The sequence below is a fragment of the Cyanobacterium sp. Dongsha4 genome (assembly GCF_036345015.1).
GTDB lineage: Bacteria > Cyanobacteriota > Cyanobacteriia > Cyanobacteriales > Cyanobacteriaceae > PCC-10605.
Genome location: NZ_CP084098.1, coordinates 713,810 through 735,265 on the forward strand (window position 1 = coordinate 713,810; position 21,456 = coordinate 735,265).

The window sequence follows — 21,456 nt, forward strand, 5'->3', positions numbered from 1 at the left end:
AGCGATTTCTCACCGTGCTAAACTTTGTTCTTCTGGAGGTAAGCGGACTCGAACCGCTGACATCCTGCTTGCAAAGCAGGCGCTCTACCAACTGAGCTATACCCCCAATGGGCCATCCTGGACTTGAACCAGGGACCTCACCCTTATCAGGGGTGCGCTCTAACCACCTGAGCTAATAGCCCCAACACCTCTTTCTTTATTTTCCTAGCCACCCCCATTTCCTTGCTGACTTCTTAATAGAAGTCTCCCTTAAAGGAGGTGATCCAGCCACACCTTCCGGTACGGCTACCTTGTTACGACTTCACCCCAGTCACTAGTCCCACCTTCGGCGTCTCCTTCCACTTGGGTTAGAATAACGACTTCGGGCGTGACCAACTTCCATGGTGTGACGGGCGGTGTGTACAAGACCCGGGAACGGATTCACCGCAGTATGCTGACCTGCGATTACTAGCGATTCCTCCTTCATGCAGGCGAGTTTCAGCCTGCAATCTGAACTGTGGCTGGGTTTGATGAGATTCGCTCCACCTCGCGGTTTCGCTCCCCTTTGTCCCAACCATTGTAGTACGTGTGTAGCCCAAGACGTAAGGGGCATGCTGACTTGACGTCATCCCCACCTTCCTCCGAGTTCTCCCCGGCGGTCTCCCTAGAGTCCCCAACTTAATGCTGGCAACTAAGGACGAGGGTTGCGCTCGTTGCGGGACTTAACCCAACATCTCACGACACGAGCTGACGACAGCCATGCACCACCTGTCTCTGCGTTCCCTTAGGCACTCTCAACTTTCATCAAGATTCGCAGGATGTCAAGCCTTGGTAAGGTTCTTCGCGTTGCATCGAATTAAACCACATACTCCACCGCTTGTGCGGGTCCCCGTCAATTCCTTTGAGTTTCACACTTGCGTGCGTACTCCCCAGGCGGGATACTTAACGCGTTAGCTTCGGCACAGTCCCTTTTACAGCACTACGCCTAGTATCCATCGTTTACCGCTAGGACTACAGGGGTATCTAATCCCTTTCGCTCCCCTAGCTTTCGTCCCTCAGTGTCAGTATATGCCCAGTAGAGCGCCTTCGCCACTGGTGTTCTTCCTAATCTCTACGCATTTCACCGCTACACTAGGAATTCCCTCTACCCCTACTATACTCTAGCTCTTCAGTTTCCACTCCCTTTCCGAAGTTGAGCTTCGGTCTTTGAAAGCAGACTTGAAGTGCCACCTACGGACTCTTTACGCCCAATGATTCCGGATAACGCTTGCATCCTCCGTATTACCGCGGCTGCTGGCACGGAGTTAGCCGATGCTTACATTAGGTACCGTCATTTTTTTCTTCCCTAAGTTTTGAGGTTTACAACCCAAGAGCCTTCCTCCCTCACGCGGTATTGCTCCGTCAGGCTTTCGCCCATTGCGGAAAATTCCCCACTGCTGCCTCCCGTAGGAGTCTGGGCCGTGTCTCAGTCCCAGTGTGGCTGCTCATCCTCTCAGACCAGCTACTGATCGTCGCCATGGTAAGCCTTTACCTCACCATCTAGCTAATCAGACGCGAGCCCCTCTCAAGGCGATAAATCTTTTACCTATTCGGCTCATCCGGTATTAGCAGTCGTTTCCAACTGTTGTCCCCGACCTTGAGGCAGGTTCTCACGCGTTCCTCACCCGTCCGCCACTAGCTCCGAAGAGCCCGTTCGACTTGCATGTGTTAGGCATACCGCCAGCGTTCATCCTGAGCCAGGATCAAACTCTCCATAGTGGTTATTACTCACAATTGCTTGTTTTCACAACCTGATTCCTGTTTTTTTGTTTTTCAATTAAATGAATTGAACAAGGATTATTATTTGGTTATGATGGCTAGAAAAATATTGAATTATCGAGGTTCGTGGTGTGTCAGAGTTGAGCGTGGTGGCTCAATCGCACAAATACTAATATAACTAACCTTTTTTTATTTGGCAACTTTTTCTACATACTTTTTTCCTTTTTCTTCCTCTTTATTCTCTGAAAGCTATATATATCAAGGATTAAAATTTTTAAGATTATTCTTGTTTTTTTTATTGAAGGTATCGATTGGTGTTTTATGAGGAAAAGTATGGACACTATATCTGTTTTAGTGGTGGTATTATTTCCCAAAATTATGCTTTAGATATTATTCAGATTCTTTCCTTTCCTTGAGAATCACACTTGCAAAGGTTTAGTATTATGCTTTAATGTCCATGTGTTATCAAAAATCTAAGCAAAAAAAGATGAGCATTGCTCACCCTAAGCTAGACGATTATTTAGAGGCGGTTTATGTCTTTGTTCGAGCCAATAACTACCATTGATAAACCTTTTGTTAATACAAATTGTGGTGGTGGATTAATAATAAATTTATCATCATTCCCAACAGCTAATACATTGAGTCCATATCTGCTTCTGAGTTTCATTTCAGCTAGAGTTTTTCCATCAAATTCTTCGGGAATCGCTATTTCAACAATACTGTTGTCTGGGTCTAATTCAAAACGATCTAATATTCCGGGCTTAGTAAGGGTATAAGCTAATTCGCATCCTGCTTCGTATTCAGGATATACAACTAAATCTGCACCAACTTTTTTGAGGAGTTTTCCGTGGGTCTCTGAAGATGCTTTAGCTACTATATATTTAACTCCTGCTTCTTTGAGGTTTAAAGTTGTTATGATACTCTCCTCTAAGTAGTTTCCGATCGCAACTATAACAGTATCTAATTCAAAAATCCCAGCTTCTTTTAAAGCACTAGCTTCGGTACAATCTAAACGAATAGCACTAGAGGCGATTTTGTCGGTTAATGCTTGAGCAACCAACTTTTCTTCTACATCAGCACCCAATACGTCATAGCCCATATTGTAAAGAGTTTCGCATACTGCCCTGCCAAATCTTCCCAAACCGATAACAGCAAACTGACGAGTTTCTCTTCTTAGATTACTCAAAAATTTTAAAGAACCTAAATCTAAGTTAAAAAAGGTTCTGAATCTTTGATAATTGTCTAAATTGGGTTGGGTTTGTTTATTTTCCGCCATAATTTGTTAACCTACTAAAAGATTTTCTTCGGGATATTCAATTCGACTGGGACGAGGATCACCAACAATAGCCGCCATAAATAATAATACTCCCACTCGCCCTAAGTACATTGTAAAAACAATTGCGAGTTTGGAAAGAGTAGATAGACTTGCGGTTATACCTGTAGATAAACCTACAGTGGCAAATGCAGAAATCACTTCAAAAAGAATTGCTAAAAACTCAAAGTCAGAATGAAGTAGAGAAATAAAAAATGTAATAGAAACAACGGTGACACCAGAGCCAAATACTACTGCCATCGCTTTCAGAATAAGGGATACAGGCACTTCTCTTTTGTGCATAATTACTTGTTCTTGACCTCTTAGAACTGCTCTCGTACTATTAAAAAGAATGCTTAAAGTAGTGGTTTTGATACCACCTCCCGTACCACTGGGGGATGCACCAATAAACATTAAACCAATAGTGATAAATAGTCCTGCTTTAGTCATAGCGGCAATATCGATGGAATTAAAACCCGCAGTTCTCGTGGTGACAGACTGAAACCAAGCGACAAGTAATTTATCTTTGAATGATAGAAGAGCGAATGTTTCTAAGTTATGAAATTCGGTGATAAAAAATCCGATCGCACCCAAAATTAAAAGAATAATTGTTGTTCTAGTGACAACCTTAAAGTTGAGGGAAAATTCATAATGGGGATGTACTTTTTGTTTAAAGAAATCAAGAATCCAAAGACAAAATTCTATTATTACCTGATAGCCAATACCACCAAGAATAATTAAGGTTGTGATTACAATATTTATGGGTATCGAAGTTTGATATTGAATTAGACTGTCAGGAAAAAGACTAAATCCTGCGTTGTTCCATGCACTTACAGAATGAAATACGGCAAACCATATTCCGTTTTGCCAACCATAATCTTGGGAAAATGCCGAATATAGAATAAGTGCGGCGAAGAATTCAAGAATAAAAGTCGTGACAAAAATGGAAATAACCAAATTGCGGCTTCCTTGCAAAAAAGGTCGGTCAAAAGATTCATTAATAGCAATTTTTTGCCTAAAATCAAATTTTTTACCGATAAGGAGAATTAAAAAAGTGCTAGTTGTCATGTAGCCTAGTCCACCTATTTGGATTAAGCAGAGAATTATTAACTCCCCCCAAAAGGAAAAATATGTGCCTGTATCTACGACAATTAAACCCGTTACACAAACAGCAGAAGTAGATGTAAATAAGGCAGTAATAAAACTACCCCAATTCCCTGTTTCAATGGCAAAAGGCATCATGAGAAGAATTGTACCAACAGAGATGACAGCAATAAATCCGAGACAAATAGTTCTGGCAATGGTCATTTCACATTTAGCAATTAGATATTGAATTTATGTTGAATGTAAAGTACATAGATTACCTTTGTGCGAATGAGGTTTAAGGAATTAAGCATCTACAATACTAAAATACTAATATACGGGGAATATATTTCTACAATTTTTTTAGTTCCCTCAGATGTCAAACATTATTGGGTTGATTTAGTACCACAATGAAATTGTATTTAAACCAAGAATGACAAGGTTGAGATTGTTAGCTATTTCTCAAAATGGAAATTTTAGCTTGTTAAGACCTAAATTTTTAGTCAGATTAGTTATTCCTATTCCTCATTCAGAGTCAAAGTAATCTTAATTTTTATGAAATGGAAAAATCTTTTGCAAGAAAAAAAATACTATGTTGAAATTATTGATTAAGGGCTTCCAATACTTTTTCATGAATGTTGCCATTGCTAACCACTACACCTCTATTTTCCATCATCTTAGTGGCACTGAAAAAGTCTAAAGGTTTGCCGTACATATCTGTAACTTTACCTCCAGCCTCTTCAACAACGATCGCACCTGCGGCGTGATCCCAGATATTTTCTCTGTAATCAGGATATTTTGGAGAAGGTAAGCGTAGATAAAGAGCGGCTTCTCCACTGGCAACAATACCATACTTAGCTTGAGAATCAACTCTGACGGATTGACTCGTAATTCCTACTGCTTGTGCGATCGCATTTTGTCTTTCTTGGTCTCCATGACTGGCTTCAACACTTTCTACAAAACGAAAACGTTGTACATCATCATTACTAACAACTTGTAATTTAGTCATTTCTCCGCCATTTAAGGGCATTCGATAACTTCCTTCTCCTCTTGCCGCTACAAAGATACAACCTTGCTCCTGAGTTTGATTAATGTTCAAAGCGGGACATCCTAAAATCCCTAATTTAACCTCTCCATCTTCAATTAAAGCAAGTGCGATCGCATATTGATCTTGTCTTAAAAAACCTTTTGTACCATCAATGGGGTCTAAAGTCCAAAAACGACGACCAACTTTGCCATTACCGTAGTCAATCCAGTCTAAAACCTGATTTTCCGAAGCATCATCAATAATTTGCTTTACATATTCTGTTATTTTCGTCAGCGTGTTTTTCTGTTCAGATTGTCTTAACTCTGTCGCATCTTCTTCCCCGACAATGGGAGTATCAGGAAAAATATCTTTTAAGGCTTTACAAATAATTGCCTGAGAACCAAAGTCAGCCACAGTAACAGGACTTTTGTCTTGTTTTTCTAAAGCAGGGGGAATATCTTGTCTAACTTTTTGACATAGTTCAGAGGCTTGTAAAACAGCCGAAATAGCGATTTCTTTTTCTTTTTGATACATAAAATTACAAAACTTTTCTTTGAACACTAATCATTATCAATGATTCCCTACACTTTGACTATTTTTTCTCGGTGCTTAGTCAAACAAGCTAAAGAGGGAAAAAAGTTTTTTTCATGTTATAATGCTCTTTAGGAAAAAGCTCTACTATAAAAAATGCTTAGTAAACTTAGGGAATGTAAGCGTTTACTTTGACTGGAGAAATCAGAATCAAAACACTTTATCTAATAGAAATTAATATCTTAAGTCTGTTTCTCTGAATTTCTTTCTGGGGTTCAAGTGGGTACTCTAAGATTATCTGCTCTTTTGATTTGTTATCAGAAGTTGATAGTGCCTCTTTCTATTTACTCTGAAAATAGTCAAAGTTTTTGAGAAGAGTAAAAAACCATGAGCGAAGTGGGACTATCCCGCTTTTTTTATTGTCTTTTGACTATGTAACTGAAAAATTTGTCTGAGAAAAATCATTCTATGACTCATCCTCTAATACCTTCTATTTTGGAACTAGCTGAACCTATTGCCCAAAAATTAAACCTTGAAATTGCAAATATAGTTTTTCAAACGAACAAAAATCCACCTGTGTTGAGAATAGATATAAAAAGTGTTGGCGGAGACACCAGTTTAGATGATTGTGAAAAAATGAGTCGTCAACTAGAGGAAATTCTTGATGTGGAAAACACTCTTCCCTCTGCCTATGTTTTGGAAATTTCTAGTCCTGGAATTGGTAATAACTTAGAGAGCGATCGAGAATTTGTCAGCTTTAAAGGTTTTCCCGTCATTGTCGAAACTAATACGATATTCAAGAAAAAAAACCGATGGGAAGGCACATTACAAGGTAGAGATGATCAATTTGTCTATATAAATAGTAAAGGTAAAATTACAAAAATTCCCAGAGACATTATCCAATCAGTGCAATTACATAATCCCAGTTAATTTTTCCTAACTACATCATCAAACATACAAATATATTATTTTATTTTCAAAAATCTATGAGCATCGTTAAATTATCAGGTTTACAAGCCTTAATTAGTGAAATTAGTCAAACCCACAATTTACCCAGAACTTCCGTAGAAGAAGCCCTTAGAGAAGCATTATTTAAAGGCTATGAGCGTTTTCGTCGGTCTAAATTAGGAGAAAAAGCACACAATATGTTACCTCCTGAATATTTTGATAATTTCCGAGTAGAATTGGATTTAGAAGAGGAAGGCTTTAGAGTTTTAGCCCTAAAAATGGTGACAGATTCTGTGGAAGAGCCTGATCATCAAATTGCTTTAGCTGAAGTTCAAGAGTTTAATGAAGAAGTACAATTAGGTAATGAAGTTTTAGTTGATGTTACGCCTGAACAGAAGGATTTTGGTCGCATGGCGGCGATGCAAACAAAGCAAGTCTTGCAACAAAAACTAAAAGAGCAACAAAGGGCTATTATTCAAGCAGAATTTACGGAGTTGGAAGGAACAGTTCTTTCTGCTAAGGTATTACGCTTCGAGGGACAGTCTGTAATTATGACGGTGCAAAGTGCTTATGGAAGACCAGAAGTTGAAGCTGAATTACCAAGAGGAGAGCAACTAAGCAGTGATAACTATCGTGCCAATGCCACTTTCAAGGTTTATTTAAAACGGGTAAAAGAGGGGGTTCATCGAGGTGCCCAATTAATAGTATCCCGTGCTGATGCTGGTTTAGTCGTTTATTTATTTGCCAATGAAGTGCCAGAAATTGAGGAAGGAATTATTCGCATTGTGGCTATTTCAAGAGAAGCGAATCCCAGTAAACCAGATATTACAGCAAGAACAAAAATAGCTGTAGATACCCTAGAAAGGGATGTTGATCCTGTCGGGGCTTGTATCGGTGCAAGAGGTTCTCGTATTCAGGCAGTAGTGAATGAACTTAAGGGAGAAAAAATAGATGTTATTCGTTGGTCCCCAGATCCTGCTACTTACATAGCAAATGCTTTGAGTCCAGCTAAAATAGACATCGTAGAACTGATTGACCCTGATGAAAAACAGTCTTTAGTGGTAGTTCCCGATAATCACTTTAGTCTTGCTATTGGTAAGGATGGGCAAAATGTTCGTTTAGCGGCACGTCTCACAGGATGGAAAATTGACATCAAAAAGAAATCTGACTATTTGAATGAGGAAGCTGAATAAAATTAAAAATTACCGCCGTTGTATTAGTTGTCAGAAAATCGATCATAAAAATAATTTTTTTAGGGTGGTGAAAAATAATGCCCAACAAATTATTACTGTTGATCAAGGAATGGGAAGATCAGCTTACATTTGCAAAAATGTCGATTGTGTTGCGATCGCAGAAAAAAAACGCCTAGCAAAAGCCCTTAAAACGCCCATTTCCTCAGACATCTATCAACAATTGTGGCAAAAACTCAAAGAAATGAAAAACACTGTAAAATAAGAATCAGGATAATTATGACTTAATTTTTCTTAATAGATTCTTGATTATTTGTAAATCAAAATAGTCATAATATTGTAGATGTTCAACAACAGACCATTTTTTATGAATATAAATAATTTCATCTGATTAAACACTGTTATATCAAACATCTTAAAACTTTCTTAAAGTCACTCAAAAAACGCAAAATATAGTAAACTTAAGGCAATTTGTGGATGAAAAACGGAAAAGTAAGAATATACGATTTATCAAAAGAGCTTGCATTAGACAACAAGGACGTATTAGAAATATGTTCTAAGTTATCCATTGAGGTAAAAAATCATAGTAGTACCATCACTGAATCCCAAGCACAAGATATTAAAGAAGCAGTAAAAAAAGCCTCCATGACATCGGCACAAAATCCAGCAAACAAAAACACCCCTGACAAATTGAAAACCCCCTCCACCAGCATTAAAAAGCCCAATAAAAAGCAGGAAATATTGGCTGTGTACAAAAATGATAGACAGTCAGAACAGGAAAAAAATAACGCTAACTCCCCTGTATTGTTAAGTCCTCCTCGCCCTCCTCAGCCTTCAAAGGACTATAAAAAAACTCCTAATCATTCGGAAATGGTACAGGAAAATGATAATAACTCCCCAAATAATGTTCAAAGTATGGATAAAAGTCTTAAGCAACCTCCAGCACGTCCCTCTTTAGTCGAAAAACCAGAGTTAAAAAGTCCTTCTGCCCCCGAATTGAAAAAGCCAACTACTATCAGTAAAACTAATAATAAAGAAGGTGATGATAAAAAAGTAGTTAGCCGTGGTGAAGTATCTGTGTCCACTTCAGAAGAAGAAAAAAGGGCAAAAGGCAAAAATAATAACAAAGCTAAAAACAACTCTCGCCGCACTAAAAATAATCAAAATTTACCCCGTCGTAACGATAAAGAAAGTATCAGCAGTGGAAAATTTATAGGAGAAGAAAAAGATTCTCTTCCGAAACCTGCTAAACCCATAGTTATTAAGGATGCAAAAAATTCAGCCGATTCAGATAAGCTCAAATTATCACCAAAACCAAAACTACAAAAACCCCCTCAACGTCCTCCTGCGATCATTGACACTGATTTAGATGATGATGATTTAGAAACCAAAGCAAAAGGTAGTGATGAAGATGATTTGGATTCAGAACCAATGTTGCTGGAAAAACCAAAAATCAGAAAGCCAAAACAGAAAAAATCAACCACGGAAAACTCTTCTTGGGATGATGAAGACGATGATTCTGATAAATCAGGTAAAAAAGATGCGAAGAAAGTCAAGAAGCGTCGCTCCTTAGTCATTGATGATGATGATGACTTAGAAGATTATTTTGATGATGATCAAGAAGATTCTACGGTTATCGATTTAGCTTTAGCTCGTCCTCCTAAACAGAAAAAAGAAGCCACAAAAGCTACAGAAAAAACTCGTGCACCTAAAAAACAACCTGTTAGAAAGGATAAATCGGAAACTAAGTCCGAAAGAAAAGGAAAACAGGAGAAACAAGAAAAACCAGAATTTATCGTCCTTAAAAGTGCTCCTACGGTTCGGGAATTAGCAGACTTATTAGTTACTCCCGATACTGAAGTCATTAAACTTCTTTTCTTCAAAGGAATTGCCGTAAATATCACTGAAACTGTCGATTTAGAGATTGCGGAAATGGTGGCCAAAGAGTTGGGAGTGGAAGTAATTACGGAAGAGGAAAAAGCTAGTGCGGCTAAAACAGATATGTTAACAGAGGGAGATTTAGACAAACTGCAAAAACGTCCTCCTGTTGTAACAATTATGGGTCACGTAGATCATGGTAAAACAACCCTTCTTGATTCCATAAGAAACACAAAGGTAGTTCAGGGAGAAGCAGGGGGCATTACTCAACATATTGGTGCTTATCATGTAGATGTAGAACATGAGGGAGAAACTCAACAAATTGTGTTCTTAGATACTCCGGGTCACGAAGCCTTTACTGCAATGAGAGCAAGAGGTACAAAAGTCACTGATATTGCCGTGTTGGTGGTGGCGGCAGATGACGGAGTACGTCCTCAAACAAAAGAAGCTATTAGTCATGCTCGGGCGGCAAAAGTCCCCATTGTTGTGGCTATTAACAAAATTGATAAGAACGAAGCAAATCCCGATCGCGTCAAACAGGAATTAGCTGAATTAGAATTAGTTCCAGAGGATTGGGGAGGTGATACCGTCATGGTCCCTGTAAGTGCTTTAACTGGTGATAACTTAGATGCTCTTTTAGAGATGATAGTCTTAGTCTCTGAAGTGGAAGAATTATTAGCTAATCCAGATCGCAACGCTAAGGGAACTGTAATTGAAGCCCATTTAGATCGTGCAAGAGGACCTGTGGCAACATTGTTAGTACAAAATGGTACATTGAGAGTTGGTGATGTCATTGTTGCTGGTTCTGTAATGGGTAAAATTCGGGCGATGATCGATGATCGAGGTACAAAAGTAGAAGTTGCGAGTCCTTCTTTTGCCGTTGAAATTCTGGGTTTAAGTGAACTTCCAGAAGCAGGAGATGAGTTTGAAGTTTATTCCAATGAAAAAGACGCAAGAGCGATCGCAGAAAGCAGAGCGTCCGCAAAACGTGATAATCGCTTACAACAGGCAATGTCATCTCGCCGGGTGAGTTTAAGTAGCTTATCAGCACAAGCACAACAAGGAGAACTAAAAGAACTTAATTTGATTCTTAAAGCCGATGTACAGGGTTCTGTTGAAGCTATTTTAGGTTCATTAAAACAACTACCTCAAAATGAAGTACAAATCCGAGTCTTATTATCAGGTGCAGGAGAAGTAACAGAAACAGATGTAGATTTAGCCGCAGCTTCTGGAGCGGTAGTTATCGGATTTAATACAACTCTTGCACCCGGTGCACGCCAAGCCGCCGAACAAGAAGGGGTAGATATTCGAGAATATAACGTCATCTATAAATTATTAGATGAAATAGAAGGTGCAATGGAAGGCTTATTAGATCCAGAGGAAGTGGAAGAAAGTCTAGGAAGAGCTGAAGTGAGAGCCGTTTTCTCCGTTGGAAAAGGAGCTGTGGCAGGATGTTATGTCTTGTCAGGCAAAGTTGTCCGTAATCGCTTTATTCGAGTATTACGCAACGGAACAGAAATTTATAATGGTAATTTAGATTCTTTACGCCGTGTCAAAGACGATGTTAAAGAAGTTGCCTCTGGTTTTGAATGCGGTATTGCTGTTAATAAATTTAGCCAGTGGCAAGAAGGAGATATTATCGAGGCTTATGAAATGGTCTTTAAACGTCGTACTCTTTCCGCTTAATTACAAAGGTGTAAAAAGGTGTGAAATACACCTACACCTCTATTAGACATTTTTAGATATTTAAGGTTTAGATTAGGTGTTAGCTATTTTTACTCTTCGCCTTAGATGGTTTTTCTTGAGCAAAATAATTAATCTATTCAACTTTTTGTCGAGACCATTTTGTCATCTGCCAAGTCATAATAAACAAGATACCAGAAATTAAAGCTCCTAAATTCCATTTAACGGATTGTTTAATTAAAGATTTTCTTCGTTGATTATTAGCTAAATCGGTTTGACTATTCAACTGATTTCGAGAACTTGTAATAAATTCTCCCAATCTCTGCTTCGCTTCAGTCAATTGTTGATCATTTTCAATGGTTGGAGCATTATTGTTACTTAGTTGGCTTATCAATATCTGCATTTCCTCTCGACTTTTGACATCTTTCAGTCTTGTTTCTACTTGCTCTAAAACTTCCAATCTTTGATTAGTTTGTTCTGTTAATCGGGTGGTTGCTTGAGTATCAATACGAATAGTATTAATAACCCCCAAAGGTACTGCCAAAATAAATAAAACACCTGCAATTAAACATAACCATGATAAGGCAGTTAAAACTAAATATTCCCATCCTTTTCTCAGATAATTGCCCCCAAAAAAAATAAAGAGTAGAGCAATAAAAGGAATTGCAACTCTTTCTACTACTTCACCTAAAGTTTGAAATTCCCACTGAGGATTTAAAAAATTGGGGGGAATAAAAATGGCCGCTAAATCTAAAGCAAATAGAACTAAAAAACCATAGCCAATTAAACGCCATAGGACTAAAGACCTTAGCATATTTAAGCTGAAATTTCCTAATTTATCGACTTTTTGCGTCAATTTGGCTTGATAATCGCTATTATATTCTTGATTATCAGAATAAGTCGAATTTATATTTTCTTGATCAAATTGAGTCATTGAGGTTAAGTAATAAAATGTTGTGTTTAATCAAAAAGTAAAAGATTTTAATATTTTTTGTTAGTAATAACACTTAAGTATAACACTGACAAAAAGTTAGTATGAAAAATAAAAGTTAAGATTTTTGTCAAGTAATATATTGATGATTATCTATAGATACTTTCAATGAAAATAAATTCAAAATGCAGATTATAATGAAATGATGAATTAGTGACAAAGAATAATCCCGTGACTGATACACAATTAAAACAAGTAAAAGAAGAAGAAAGAAAGCCTAATCAGAATAAAAAAAATTCTTCCTCCTCAAAGTCTGGGAAAAAATGGCTCGTGTGGGGAAGTGTCTTATTGATTGGTAGCGCAGGAACTATTGGTTGGTTTTTTTGGCAAAATCGTCAGGTTGCAACTTCTGCAGGAGTTAGTAACACTATGCCCCCTGTACCAGTTACCCTTAGCACCCTAGAAACAGAACCCATCAAAACAAGCACTGATGTACTTGGGACATTGGAGGCAAGTCAAACAGTCAATCTACAATCAGAAATTGAAGGAAGATTGGTGGATATATTGGTTCGAGAAGGGCAAAATGTGAATAGAGGAGAGGTCTTGTTTGCCTTAGAAAGCGATTCGTTACAAGCCCAACTAGATTCTGCTCGGGCAACTTTAGCTTCTCGTCAAGCTCAGTTAGCGGAACTGGAAGCCGGAAGTCGTCCAGAAGAAATTGCGTCTGCTCAAGCCCGACTCAACAGGGCAAAAATTAGATTAACTAATGCGAAAAAAGGTTCTTCCCAAGAGGAAATTGCCCAAGCTCAAGCACAATTAGAGTCTGCTAAAGCTCAAAATGAGTTAGCACAACAGAGATTAAATCGTTATCGTAATTTGAGAGACGAAGGTGCGATTTCTAGTGATCAGTTTGATAGTTTTGCCACGGAAGCAAAAACGGCTAAAGCCAATTTAGAACAAGCTCAAAGACGTTTAAATCAATTACAAGAAGGCACACAATCTGATGTGAGAGCATTACAAGCAGAAGTGGAAGAAGCCGAACAAAATTTGTTGTTGTTACAAAATGGAGCAAGACAGGAGGAAATAGATCAAGCTAGAGCCTCTGTGCGGGAAGCAGAAGCAAATGTGAGAAGATTAACGGTGGAATTAGACAAAACAATGATTAAAGCTCCGATCGCAGGTAAAATTAGTAATATACCCGTTAAGGTCGGTGATTTTATTGAAACAGATACCACATTGACCAGTATCACTCAAAATGATCTTTTAGAATTAAACATATCTGTACCATTAGAAAAAGCTCCTGATCTTGAATTGGGTTTACCAGTAGAAGTTTTAAATGCTCAAGAAGAAGTAATAGCGGTGGGAAAAATTGATTTTATTTCTCCGAATGTTACATCTGACTCCCAATTAGTTTTGGCAAAAGCCTTCTTCAGCAATGATGTTCAAAACAAATTATTAAATCGCCAATTCATTCCTGCCCGAATTGTTTGGGATAGTAGTCGAGGAATTTTAGTACCTTCTAGTGCTATTTTCCGTATTGGTGGTCAAGGTTTTGTATTTGTAGCTGAAAAAAACCCTGAAGGAGAGGGATTAATTGCCAAACAAAGACCGATTAAATTGGGCGAAATCTACGACAATGCTTATGAGGTTTTGGAGGGTTTACAAGCAGGTGAAAAGATTATTAGTGCTGGAATTTTAAAGGTACAAGAAGGTAGTCCCATACAGGAAATGCCTGAAAATGAGACTAAACCCATTAATTCTAGTAATTAATTCAGGTTCTTACTTCTGAAAACTAAAATCAAAAACAAACCCAATTCATATATTTAATTATGTTTTTATCTGGCTCTTTTTACCATATTTTGAAATAAAAATTAATATTAAGTGTCGAGCTTCAGGAGAGTAAATGAGCAACAAATAGGTACTAGATACCCATTAACGATTTTAGTATTATCAGTAATTTTAGATGTAAACGAGACAAGATACTGAGATGATTGATTTTTTTATTAAACGACCTGTTTTTTCATCCGTAACGGCATTAATTATTCTTTTTGTGGGTTTAATATCCCTTTTTAATTTGCCCTTAGCTCAATTTCCTGAAATTAGTCCAGTGCAGATACAGGTAGCGGCTAATTATGACGGAGCAAGTGCTGAGGTGGTAGAAAATGCAGTTACTACTGTTTTAGAACGTCAAATTAATGGAACTCCGGGATTGAGATATATAACCTCTAGTAGTTCCAATAGCGGTACAAGCACTATCACCGCAACCTTTGCTTCTGATGTGGATCAGGATTTGGCGGCTGTGGACGTACAAAATAGGGTTTCAGTGGCTGAGGCTCAATTACCAGAAAGTGTGCAACGAAATGGTGTTAGTGTCACTAAGCAATCTAATAATATTCTTTTAGGGATTGGACTTTATAGCGAAGATAACCGCTATGATAACCTTTTTATGAGTAATTATGCGGATTTGTATTTAGTTGATCCATTAAAACGGATTAATGGGGTGGCAGATGTGCGCATTTTTGGGGAAAGACGCTATGCAATGCGCTTATGGTTAGATCCTGAAAAGTTGTCTAGTCGTGGCTTAACAACCACTGACGTGATTCAAGCAGTTTCCGCTCAAAATAATCAAATTGGGGCGGGGAAAATAGGTGCTGAACCTGTCCCAGATGGGCAGGAGTTTCAAATTGATTTAAGGGCGGTTAGTCAATTAACTTCTGCACAGGAATTTGAGAATTTATTACTCAAAACTGATGCTAATGGTGCTTTGGTAAGGTTCAAAGATGTGGGTAGAGTTGAGTTGGGGGCGGAAGATTATACTTCTTTCTTACGTTATCGTCGGCAATCAGCCGTGGGATTGGGGATTTATCAGTTAACGGGTTCTAATGCTTTGGAGGTGGCAAGGCAGGTAAAAACACAAATAGAGGAGTTGTCTAAGACTTTTCCTCCGGGATTAAAATATGAGATTGCATTTGATACAACCCTTTATGTTCAAGAATCGCTACGAGAAGTGGTTAATACTTTATTTATTGCGGTTTTTTTGGTAATTTTGATTATTTTAGTGTTTTTGCAGAACTGGCGAACTACGTTGATTCCCGCGGTGACAATTCCTCTTTCTTTAATTGGTACTTTTGCTTTTGTGAAGGTATTTGATTTTTCCATCAATAGTTTAACTTTATTTGGTTTGACTTTAGCAACGGGGATGGTGGTAGATGATGCGATCGTAGTTGTGGAACAGATTGACCGCTATATTGAAGATAAGGATATGAGTCCTTTTAAAGCGGCTCAGTTAGGGATGAAACAGTTAACAGGAGCAGTAATAGCTACTTCTTTGGTGTTAATGGCGGTGTTTGTACCTGTGGCTTTCTTTCCGGGTACGACAGGGGCTTTATATCGTCAGTTTGCTTTAACGATCGCATTTTCTATTGCTATTTCTACTTTTTTGGCTTTAACTTTAACTCCCTCTTTATGTGCATTATTGTTAAGACATCATCAAAAATTACCAGCATGGTTACAAGTTCCTTGCGATATTTTCAACAGCTTTTTAGACAATGTAACGAAATCTTACCGTCGTAGTTTAGTCGGTTTAGTAAGGATGCGAACTATCGTTATTGCTGTTTTTGTTTTGCTTTTAGCAGGTACAGGATGGCTTTATATTACAATACCTCAAAGTTTCTTACCAGAAGAAGATCAAGGCTATTTTATCACTATTGTTCAAGCACCTGAAGGGGTATCGCTACAATATACTAGCGATGTAATGGAGAAGATCGAAAAAACTATTTTAGAAGAACCTGAAGTTCAAGCAACCTTTGGGGTGGGGGGTTTTGCATTTAGTGGTAATAGTTCCAACTCTGGGGTGATTTTTACCCCTCTTAAACCTTGGGGAGAAAGAAGAAGTCCAGAGCAGTCAGCAGAGGCGGTAATTGGTCGTTTATGGGGTAAGTTTGCCATGATTCCAGAGGCGAGAATTCTTCCTTTAAATCCTCCAGCCATTCGAGGTTTAGGTAGTTTTGGCGGTTTTACTTACCAGTTGCAAGATTTGCGTAGTGATGGTGACATCAATTCTATGATGGAGGTTTTGGGTAGTTTATTGGGACAGGCTAACCAAACAGAGGGTTTAACAAGGGTTTTTACGACCTTTACAGCTAATAGCCCCGAATTAGTTATTGATATTAACCGCAATAAAGCCCAAGCTCTCAATGTCAATATTGATGAAGTTTTTCGGACTTTGCAAACGGCTTTTGGCTCTAGTTATGTTAATGATTTTTCCTTACAAAACAGGACTTATAGAGTTTATGTACAAGCAGATGGTAAGTTCCGCACCCATCCTGATGACATTGAAGAGTTATATGTTCGTAGTGCTAACGGTACGATGATTCCTTTATCTAATTTGGCAACTATTACTCCTAGCACCAGTCCTCAAGTTATCAATCACTATAATTTATTTCGTTCGATCGAGGTTAGTGGTTCTGCCAGTGTGGGGGCAAGTTCAGGAGATGCGATCGCAGCTATGGAGAGGTTATCTGCTCAAATTTTACCGAGAGGTTTTGGCTATCAATGGTCTGGGCAATCTTTAGAGGAAATTGTTTCAGGAGGACAAGCACCGATTATCTTTGGTTTAGGGTTATTATTCGTTTTCTTAGTTTTAGCGGCACTATATGAAAATTATATTGATCCTTTAATCATTCTTTTAGCTGTACCGTTGGCTATCTTAGGAGCATTGTTAGCACAAATGTCTAGGGGATTTTCCTTTGACGTTTACAGTCAAATTGGTTTAGTGATGTTGATTGGTTTAGCTAGTAAAAACTCAATTTTGATTGTTGAATTTGCGAATCAATTACGCAATGAGGGTTTGCCCATTGTCAAAGCTGCGATCGAAGCCTCACAAGCTCGACTCAGACCCATTTTAATGACGGCATTTTCCACTCTTTTAGGTATTTTACCTCTTGCGATCGCTACTGGGGCAGGTTCAGCTAGTCGTCAATCATTAGGTACAGTCGTATTTGGAGGAATGTTAGTGGCAACTTTCTTGAGTTTATTTGTTGTGCCAATTGTCTATATTGTAATCAAAATGTTTACCGAAAAATTTGTACCCACTCAAAACATTGTTTCCGAGGAAAAACTAAGCTAAGTTCGGAGTATTGTGTTAGGAGTTAAAATTAAGAGAGATAATAGTCCTTGAAATCTAAAACTCTAATCAACTATTAAACCATTGTATTTTTAGTAAATTATGAACTTAATCAGTATAGAAAAAGAAAAACTAGCTATTTCACCTCTACAATTACATTACTTGGGCGATCGCACCCTTAGACAAAATGCGAAAAGAATCAACAAAATAGATGATAGTGTCAGAGAGTTAGCCAAACAAATGTTGCAAACCATGTACACAGAAAACGGTATTGGTTTAGCCGCGCCCCAAATAGGTGTACACAAACAAATGATTGTCGTCGATTGTCAACCCGATAATCCTGCATCTCAAGCAATGGTATTAATAAATCCTGAAATTACAAAATTCAGTAAAGATTTATGTGTTGCCGAAGAAGGTTGTTTAAGCATCCCCAACGTTTTTCTTGACGTAATTCGTCCTCGAAATATAGAACTTACCTATAAAGATGAATCAGGCAAAAAACATAAAATTAAAGCATCTGGATTACTTTCCCGTGTAATTCAGCACGAAATGGATCATCTTCATGGCATATTATTTGTAGATAGGGTAAAAAATAGTATTGCTTTAGGAGAAGAATTGAAGAAAAAAGGTTTTTCCATCGAAGCAGTTCAACCAGTTCATTAGAAAAAATGGGGTTTGGAGTAAAAATCAAGAGCTATTCAGGAAAAAACTAGATAAATTGATTTTATTTCTCAGAACATATAATGAAGCTAGGAATAAATACCTGATCAAGATATAATTTTGTTGTTTGTTTATAAAAAATATTAAGGAAAATACCATGGCAGAAAAAAAAGGATTCGGTTTAGGCTTAGGTAAAATGAAAGAACTAGCTAACGCCTTCCAAAAAGCTCAACAAATTCAGGAAGATGCTAAAAAATTGCAGGAAGAATTAGAAACCATGCAAATTGAAGGGCAGTGCGAAAACGGTTTAGTTGTAGTCACCATGAGTGGCAATCAAGAGCCTTTAAAAGTAGAAATAAAACCCGAAGCTATGGGAGAAGGAGCAGAAAAACTTTCTGAAATGGTGACAGAAGCTGTTAGAAACGCATATCAAATTTCTACTACTACTATGCGTGAAAAAATGGAAGCGTTAACAGGTAATCTTGGTTTACCCGGAATGTAGTTCAATTAGTGAATAGGTTATAGAAGGGCAAAGGGCAAAGTTAAAAGGGCAAGGGGCAAGGGGCAAGGGGCAAGGGGCAAGGGGCAAAGGTGAAGAATTAAGAATTAAAAACTCCTAACCCCGAACTCCTAACTCCTGACTTCTACTTATTTTATTACTTGTTATTTTGGGCTTTATTTATTAAGGAAAAATGGAGAAAACAAAACTATTATTTGTCTGTTTAGGGAATATATGTCGATCGCCTTCAGCAGAAAATATCATGAATCACTTAATAGAAAAAAAAGGTTTAACGGAACAATTTGAGTGTGATTCCGCAGGAACATCAAATTATCACATCGGTTCATCGCCTGATAGAAGAATGAAGGAAGCGGCTAGAAAAAGAGGCATAGAATTGAGAGGAAAGGCAAGACAAATAGAAGAATTTGACTTGGAGTATTATGACTTAATTTTGGCAATGGATAAGTCTAATTATCACAATATTTTAGCTTTAGATCCCAAAGGCAAATATAAACACAAAGTTAAATTAATGTGTGATTTTGCTAAAAATTTTACAGATCAAGAAGTACCTGATCCCTATTATGGTGGAGAATCAGGTTTTAATTATGTCATCGATTTATTATTAGATGCTTGTCAAGGATTACTAGATTATTGTCAAGAGAAAATGGTGAAAGGCTAATTTTTTTTAGAATCTTCTTTTTTCCCATAATTAATTGAGTTCAATGAAAAAATCATTGAATAATCAGGATTTGAAACCTATTAATTATAGTTTATGTCAACTATCAACACTGTTGCCTGTTGCCCATTCCCCATTGCCTACCTTAATCAACAATTTTAGATCTAATCTAAAGTGTAACTATTCCCCTGTCTGCACTCTCCATAAATTGCTATAGACTCCGCCTTTTGTAACTAAATCCTCGTGTTTACCTTGTTCGACAATCTGCCCTTTTTCTAAAACATAAATACAGTCTGCGTGGCGAATGGTAGAAAGACGATGGGCAATCATAATGGTTGTTCTATTTTCTGTAATATGAGTTAAAGAACGTGCGATCGCAGCTTCAGTGTCATTGTCAACGGCAGATGTAGCTTCATCAAGGATGAGAATAGGAGGGTTTTTGAGAATAGCCCTAGCAATAGATAAACGTTGTCTTTGCCCCCCTGATAATTTCTGCCCTCTTTCTCCGACGATAGTATCATATGCTTCAGGTAATGACATGATAAAATCGTGGGCTTCTGCCATTTTTGCGGCGTTGATAATTTCCTCATCACTAACATGGGGATTACCATAGGCGATATTTTCCCTTACACTGCCATGAAATAAAAACACTTCCTGAGATACTAAACCAATGGCACGACGTAAATCATAAAGCACTATTTCTCTTATATCCATACCATCAAGAGTAATGCTTCCTTTTTGAATCTCATAGAAACGTAATAATAACTTAACTATGGTACTCTTTCCCGAACCTGTTGAACCAACAATGGCAATAGTTGCCCCCGCAGGTATTTCTAAATTAAATTCTTCGATAACTGGTTGTCTTTGATGATAGGCAAAGGTAATATGATTAAATGCGATCGCACCTTTCACATTTTCTAAGGCTAGGGGAGTATCTCCCGAATGAATGGTAATAGGAGTATCTAGTAAATCCATAACTCTGGCAGTGGAAGCCATCGCCCGTTGATATAAGTCTAAAGTTTGCCCAAGACGAGTTAAAGGCCATAATAACCTTTGGGTCATAAATACTAATACGCTATAAGTACCTACTGCTAAATTGCCTTTCTCTACTTCCATCCCCCCGAATAAAAGAATCGCAGTAAAAGCCACTAAAATCACTAAACGAATTAAAGGCACAAAAGCCGCACTCAGAGCGATCGCTTTTTGGTTACTATCTAAATAGGCTTCACTATCTTTTCTTACCCGTTGAATTTCATAATGTTCTGTGGTGAAACTTTTGATGGTTGTAATGCCCGTCAAATTATTGGCTAGTCTGCCATTAAGTAAACTAACCTTTTCTCTCACATCACCATAACGAGGGGCTAATAGTTTTTGAAATGCGATCGCACCCCAAATAATTACAGGAATTGGAAGAATTGTCATCCAAGCAGTAGAAGGAGAAAGAAAGAAAAAAGCTCCACTGATAATAACCACAGTAGTTAAAACCTGTAAAATTTCATTTGCCCCCACATCCAAAAATCTTTCTAACTGGTTAATATCATCATTCAAAATCGACAACAATCTTCCCGTGCTACGACTTTCAAAATACTCCAATTCCAAATCCTGAATATGACTATAAGCATTAAGCCTTAAATCATGTTGAATATTCTGAGCTAAATTACGCCATAAACGCTCGTATCCATACTCAAAAAGCGATTCTAAACCCCATATAATGACCGATAGTATCGTTAAAACTGTTAATTGACCAAAAACATCCTTCACTCCAAATTTAGCGATGATAGAGTCTTGTTTTTGAACAACCACATCCACTGCCGCCCCAATTAACACAGGAGGAGCTAAATCAAACAACTTGTTAAGAATAGAACAGGTTACAGCTTGATAAATGGAAGAGCGATATTTACGAGAGTATTTCAACAACCGTGATAGAGGATGATTGATGTCAGAATTCATGAATAGGAAGATATAATTTTGATTGAAATATAAGTCTTTATTATAAAACTAGACTGCATGAACTAGACGTATTCCGATGCAATCTCTGAATAACAGCTTGGTGTTTCAGCAAGAATATTTGATGTAGTTAGGTTTCAGGCAACAGGTAACAGTAAAAAATCAACTATTTCCTTGTAGAAATTGATTTTAGTTTAATTTTGCATTCGTGTTTAATCAAAGAGTTTAA

General features: G+C 37.7%; 14 protein-coding genes, 2 tRNA genes and 1 rRNA gene. 9 read left to right on the forward strand and 8 right to left on the reverse strand.

All coding sequences use genetic code 11. The features are described from left to right. Positions 1-33 precede the first annotated feature (33 nt). The 6 genes from Dongsha4_RS03110 to Dongsha4_RS03135 form a co-directional block, all read right to left on the reverse strand. Positions 34-106 (reverse strand) — tRNA-Ala (locus Dongsha4_RS03110). 2 nt (positions 107-108) lie between these two features. Continuing rightward, positions 109-182: transfer RNA gene (locus Dongsha4_RS03115), tRNA-Ile, on the reverse strand. Between the two features lie 69 nt (positions 183-251). Next, positions 252-1,737 (reverse strand): 16S ribosomal RNA (locus tag Dongsha4_RS03120). A gap of 520 nt (positions 1,738-2,257) precedes the next feature. Next, entirely contained in the window at positions 2,258-3,013 is a 756-nt protein-coding gene (locus tag Dongsha4_RS03125) for a TrkA family potassium uptake protein (protein ID WP_330204301.1), read from the reverse strand. A gap of 6 nt (positions 3,014-3,019) precedes the next feature. Then, positions 3,020-4,357, reverse strand: coding sequence for a TrkH family potassium uptake protein (locus Dongsha4_RS03130; RefSeq protein ID WP_330204302.1), 1,338 nt, complete (start codon positions 4,355-4,357; stop codon positions 3,020-3,022). Between the two features lie 376 nt (positions 4,358-4,733). Next, complete coding sequence (locus Dongsha4_RS03135; protein ID WP_330204303.1) at positions 4,734-5,693, reverse strand: 3'(2'),5'-bisphosphate nucleotidase; 960 nt, start codon at positions 5,691-5,693, stop codon at positions 4,734-4,736. 465 nt (positions 5,694-6,158) lie between these two features. On the opposite strand from Dongsha4_RS03135, the gene rimP reads away from it, so the two are divergent. The 4 genes from rimP (at position 6,159) to infB (ending at position 11,392) form a co-directional block, all read left to right on the forward strand. Continuing rightward, entirely contained in the window at positions 6,159-6,620 is a 462-nt protein-coding gene (gene rimP, locus Dongsha4_RS03140; protein WP_330204304.1) for a ribosome maturation factor RimP, read from the forward strand. Positions 6,621-6,676: 56 nt separating this feature from the next. Then, on the forward strand, positions 6,677-7,831 hold the full coding sequence (nusA, locus tag Dongsha4_RS03145; protein ID WP_330204305.1) for a transcription termination factor NusA: 1,155 nt from the start codon (positions 6,677-6,679) through the stop codon (positions 7,829-7,831). Next, positions 7,815-8,093 carry a YlxR family protein gene (locus tag Dongsha4_RS03150; RefSeq protein WP_330204306.1) on the forward strand — a complete coding sequence of 93 codons (279 nt, stop codon included), beginning with the start codon at positions 7,815-7,817 and terminating at the stop codon, positions 8,091-8,093. The genes nusA and Dongsha4_RS03150 overlap by 17 nt, the downstream gene beginning before the upstream one ends. A gap of 212 nt (positions 8,094-8,305) precedes the next feature. Then, entirely contained in the window at positions 8,306-11,392 is a 3,087-nt protein-coding gene (infB, locus tag Dongsha4_RS03155; protein WP_330204307.1) for a translation initiation factor IF-2, read from the forward strand. A 133-nt stretch (positions 11,393-11,525) separates the two neighbouring features. On the opposite strand, the gene hpsJ-A is transcribed toward infB, so the two are convergent. Then, the gene (gene hpsJ-A, locus Dongsha4_RS03160) at positions 11,526-12,323 is read right to left on the reverse strand and encodes an HpsJ-like protein, cyanoexosortase A-associated (protein WP_330204308.1); all 798 of its coding nucleotides are present in this window, start codon (positions 12,321-12,323) and stop codon (positions 11,526-11,528) included. A 228-nt stretch (positions 12,324-12,551) separates the two neighbouring features. Between hpsJ-A and Dongsha4_RS03165 the strand changes: the two genes are divergently transcribed. The 5 genes from Dongsha4_RS03165 to Dongsha4_RS03185 all read left to right on the forward strand — a co-directional run bounded on the left by Dongsha4_RS03165 (position 12,552) and on the right by Dongsha4_RS03185 (position 19,283). Further along, the gene (locus Dongsha4_RS03165) at positions 12,552-14,090 is read left to right on the forward strand and encodes an efflux RND transporter periplasmic adaptor subunit (RefSeq protein WP_330204309.1); all 1,539 of its coding nucleotides are present in this window, start codon (positions 12,552-12,554) and stop codon (positions 14,088-14,090) included. Positions 14,091-14,307: 217 nt separating this feature from the next. Further along, positions 14,308-17,448, forward strand: a complete 3,141-nt coding sequence (locus Dongsha4_RS03170) for an efflux RND transporter permease subunit (RefSeq protein WP_330204310.1) — start codon at positions 14,308-14,310, stop codon at positions 17,446-17,448. Positions 17,449-17,547: 99 nt separating this feature from the next. Beyond that, the gene (def, locus tag Dongsha4_RS03175; protein WP_425590777.1) at positions 17,548-18,108 is read left to right on the forward strand and encodes a peptide deformylase; all 561 of its coding nucleotides are present in this window, start codon (positions 17,548-17,550) and stop codon (positions 18,106-18,108) included. A gap of 154 nt (positions 18,109-18,262) precedes the next feature. Beyond that, positions 18,263-18,607 carry a YbaB/EbfC family nucleoid-associated protein gene (locus Dongsha4_RS03180; RefSeq protein WP_330204311.1) on the forward strand — a complete coding sequence of 115 codons (345 nt, stop codon included), beginning with the start codon at positions 18,263-18,265 and terminating at the stop codon, positions 18,605-18,607. A 190-nt stretch (positions 18,608-18,797) separates the two neighbouring features. Next, complete coding sequence (locus Dongsha4_RS03185) at positions 18,798-19,283, forward strand: low molecular weight protein-tyrosine-phosphatase (protein WP_330204312.1); 486 nt, start codon at positions 18,798-18,800, stop codon at positions 19,281-19,283. 177 nt (positions 19,284-19,460) lie between these two features. Here Dongsha4_RS03185 and Dongsha4_RS03190 read toward each other — a convergent pair whose 3' ends face one another. Next, positions 19,461-21,230, reverse strand: a complete 1,770-nt coding sequence (locus Dongsha4_RS03190; RefSeq protein WP_330204313.1) for an ABC transporter ATP-binding protein — start codon at positions 21,228-21,230, stop codon at positions 19,461-19,463. Between the last annotated feature and the right edge of the window lie 226 nt (positions 21,231-21,456).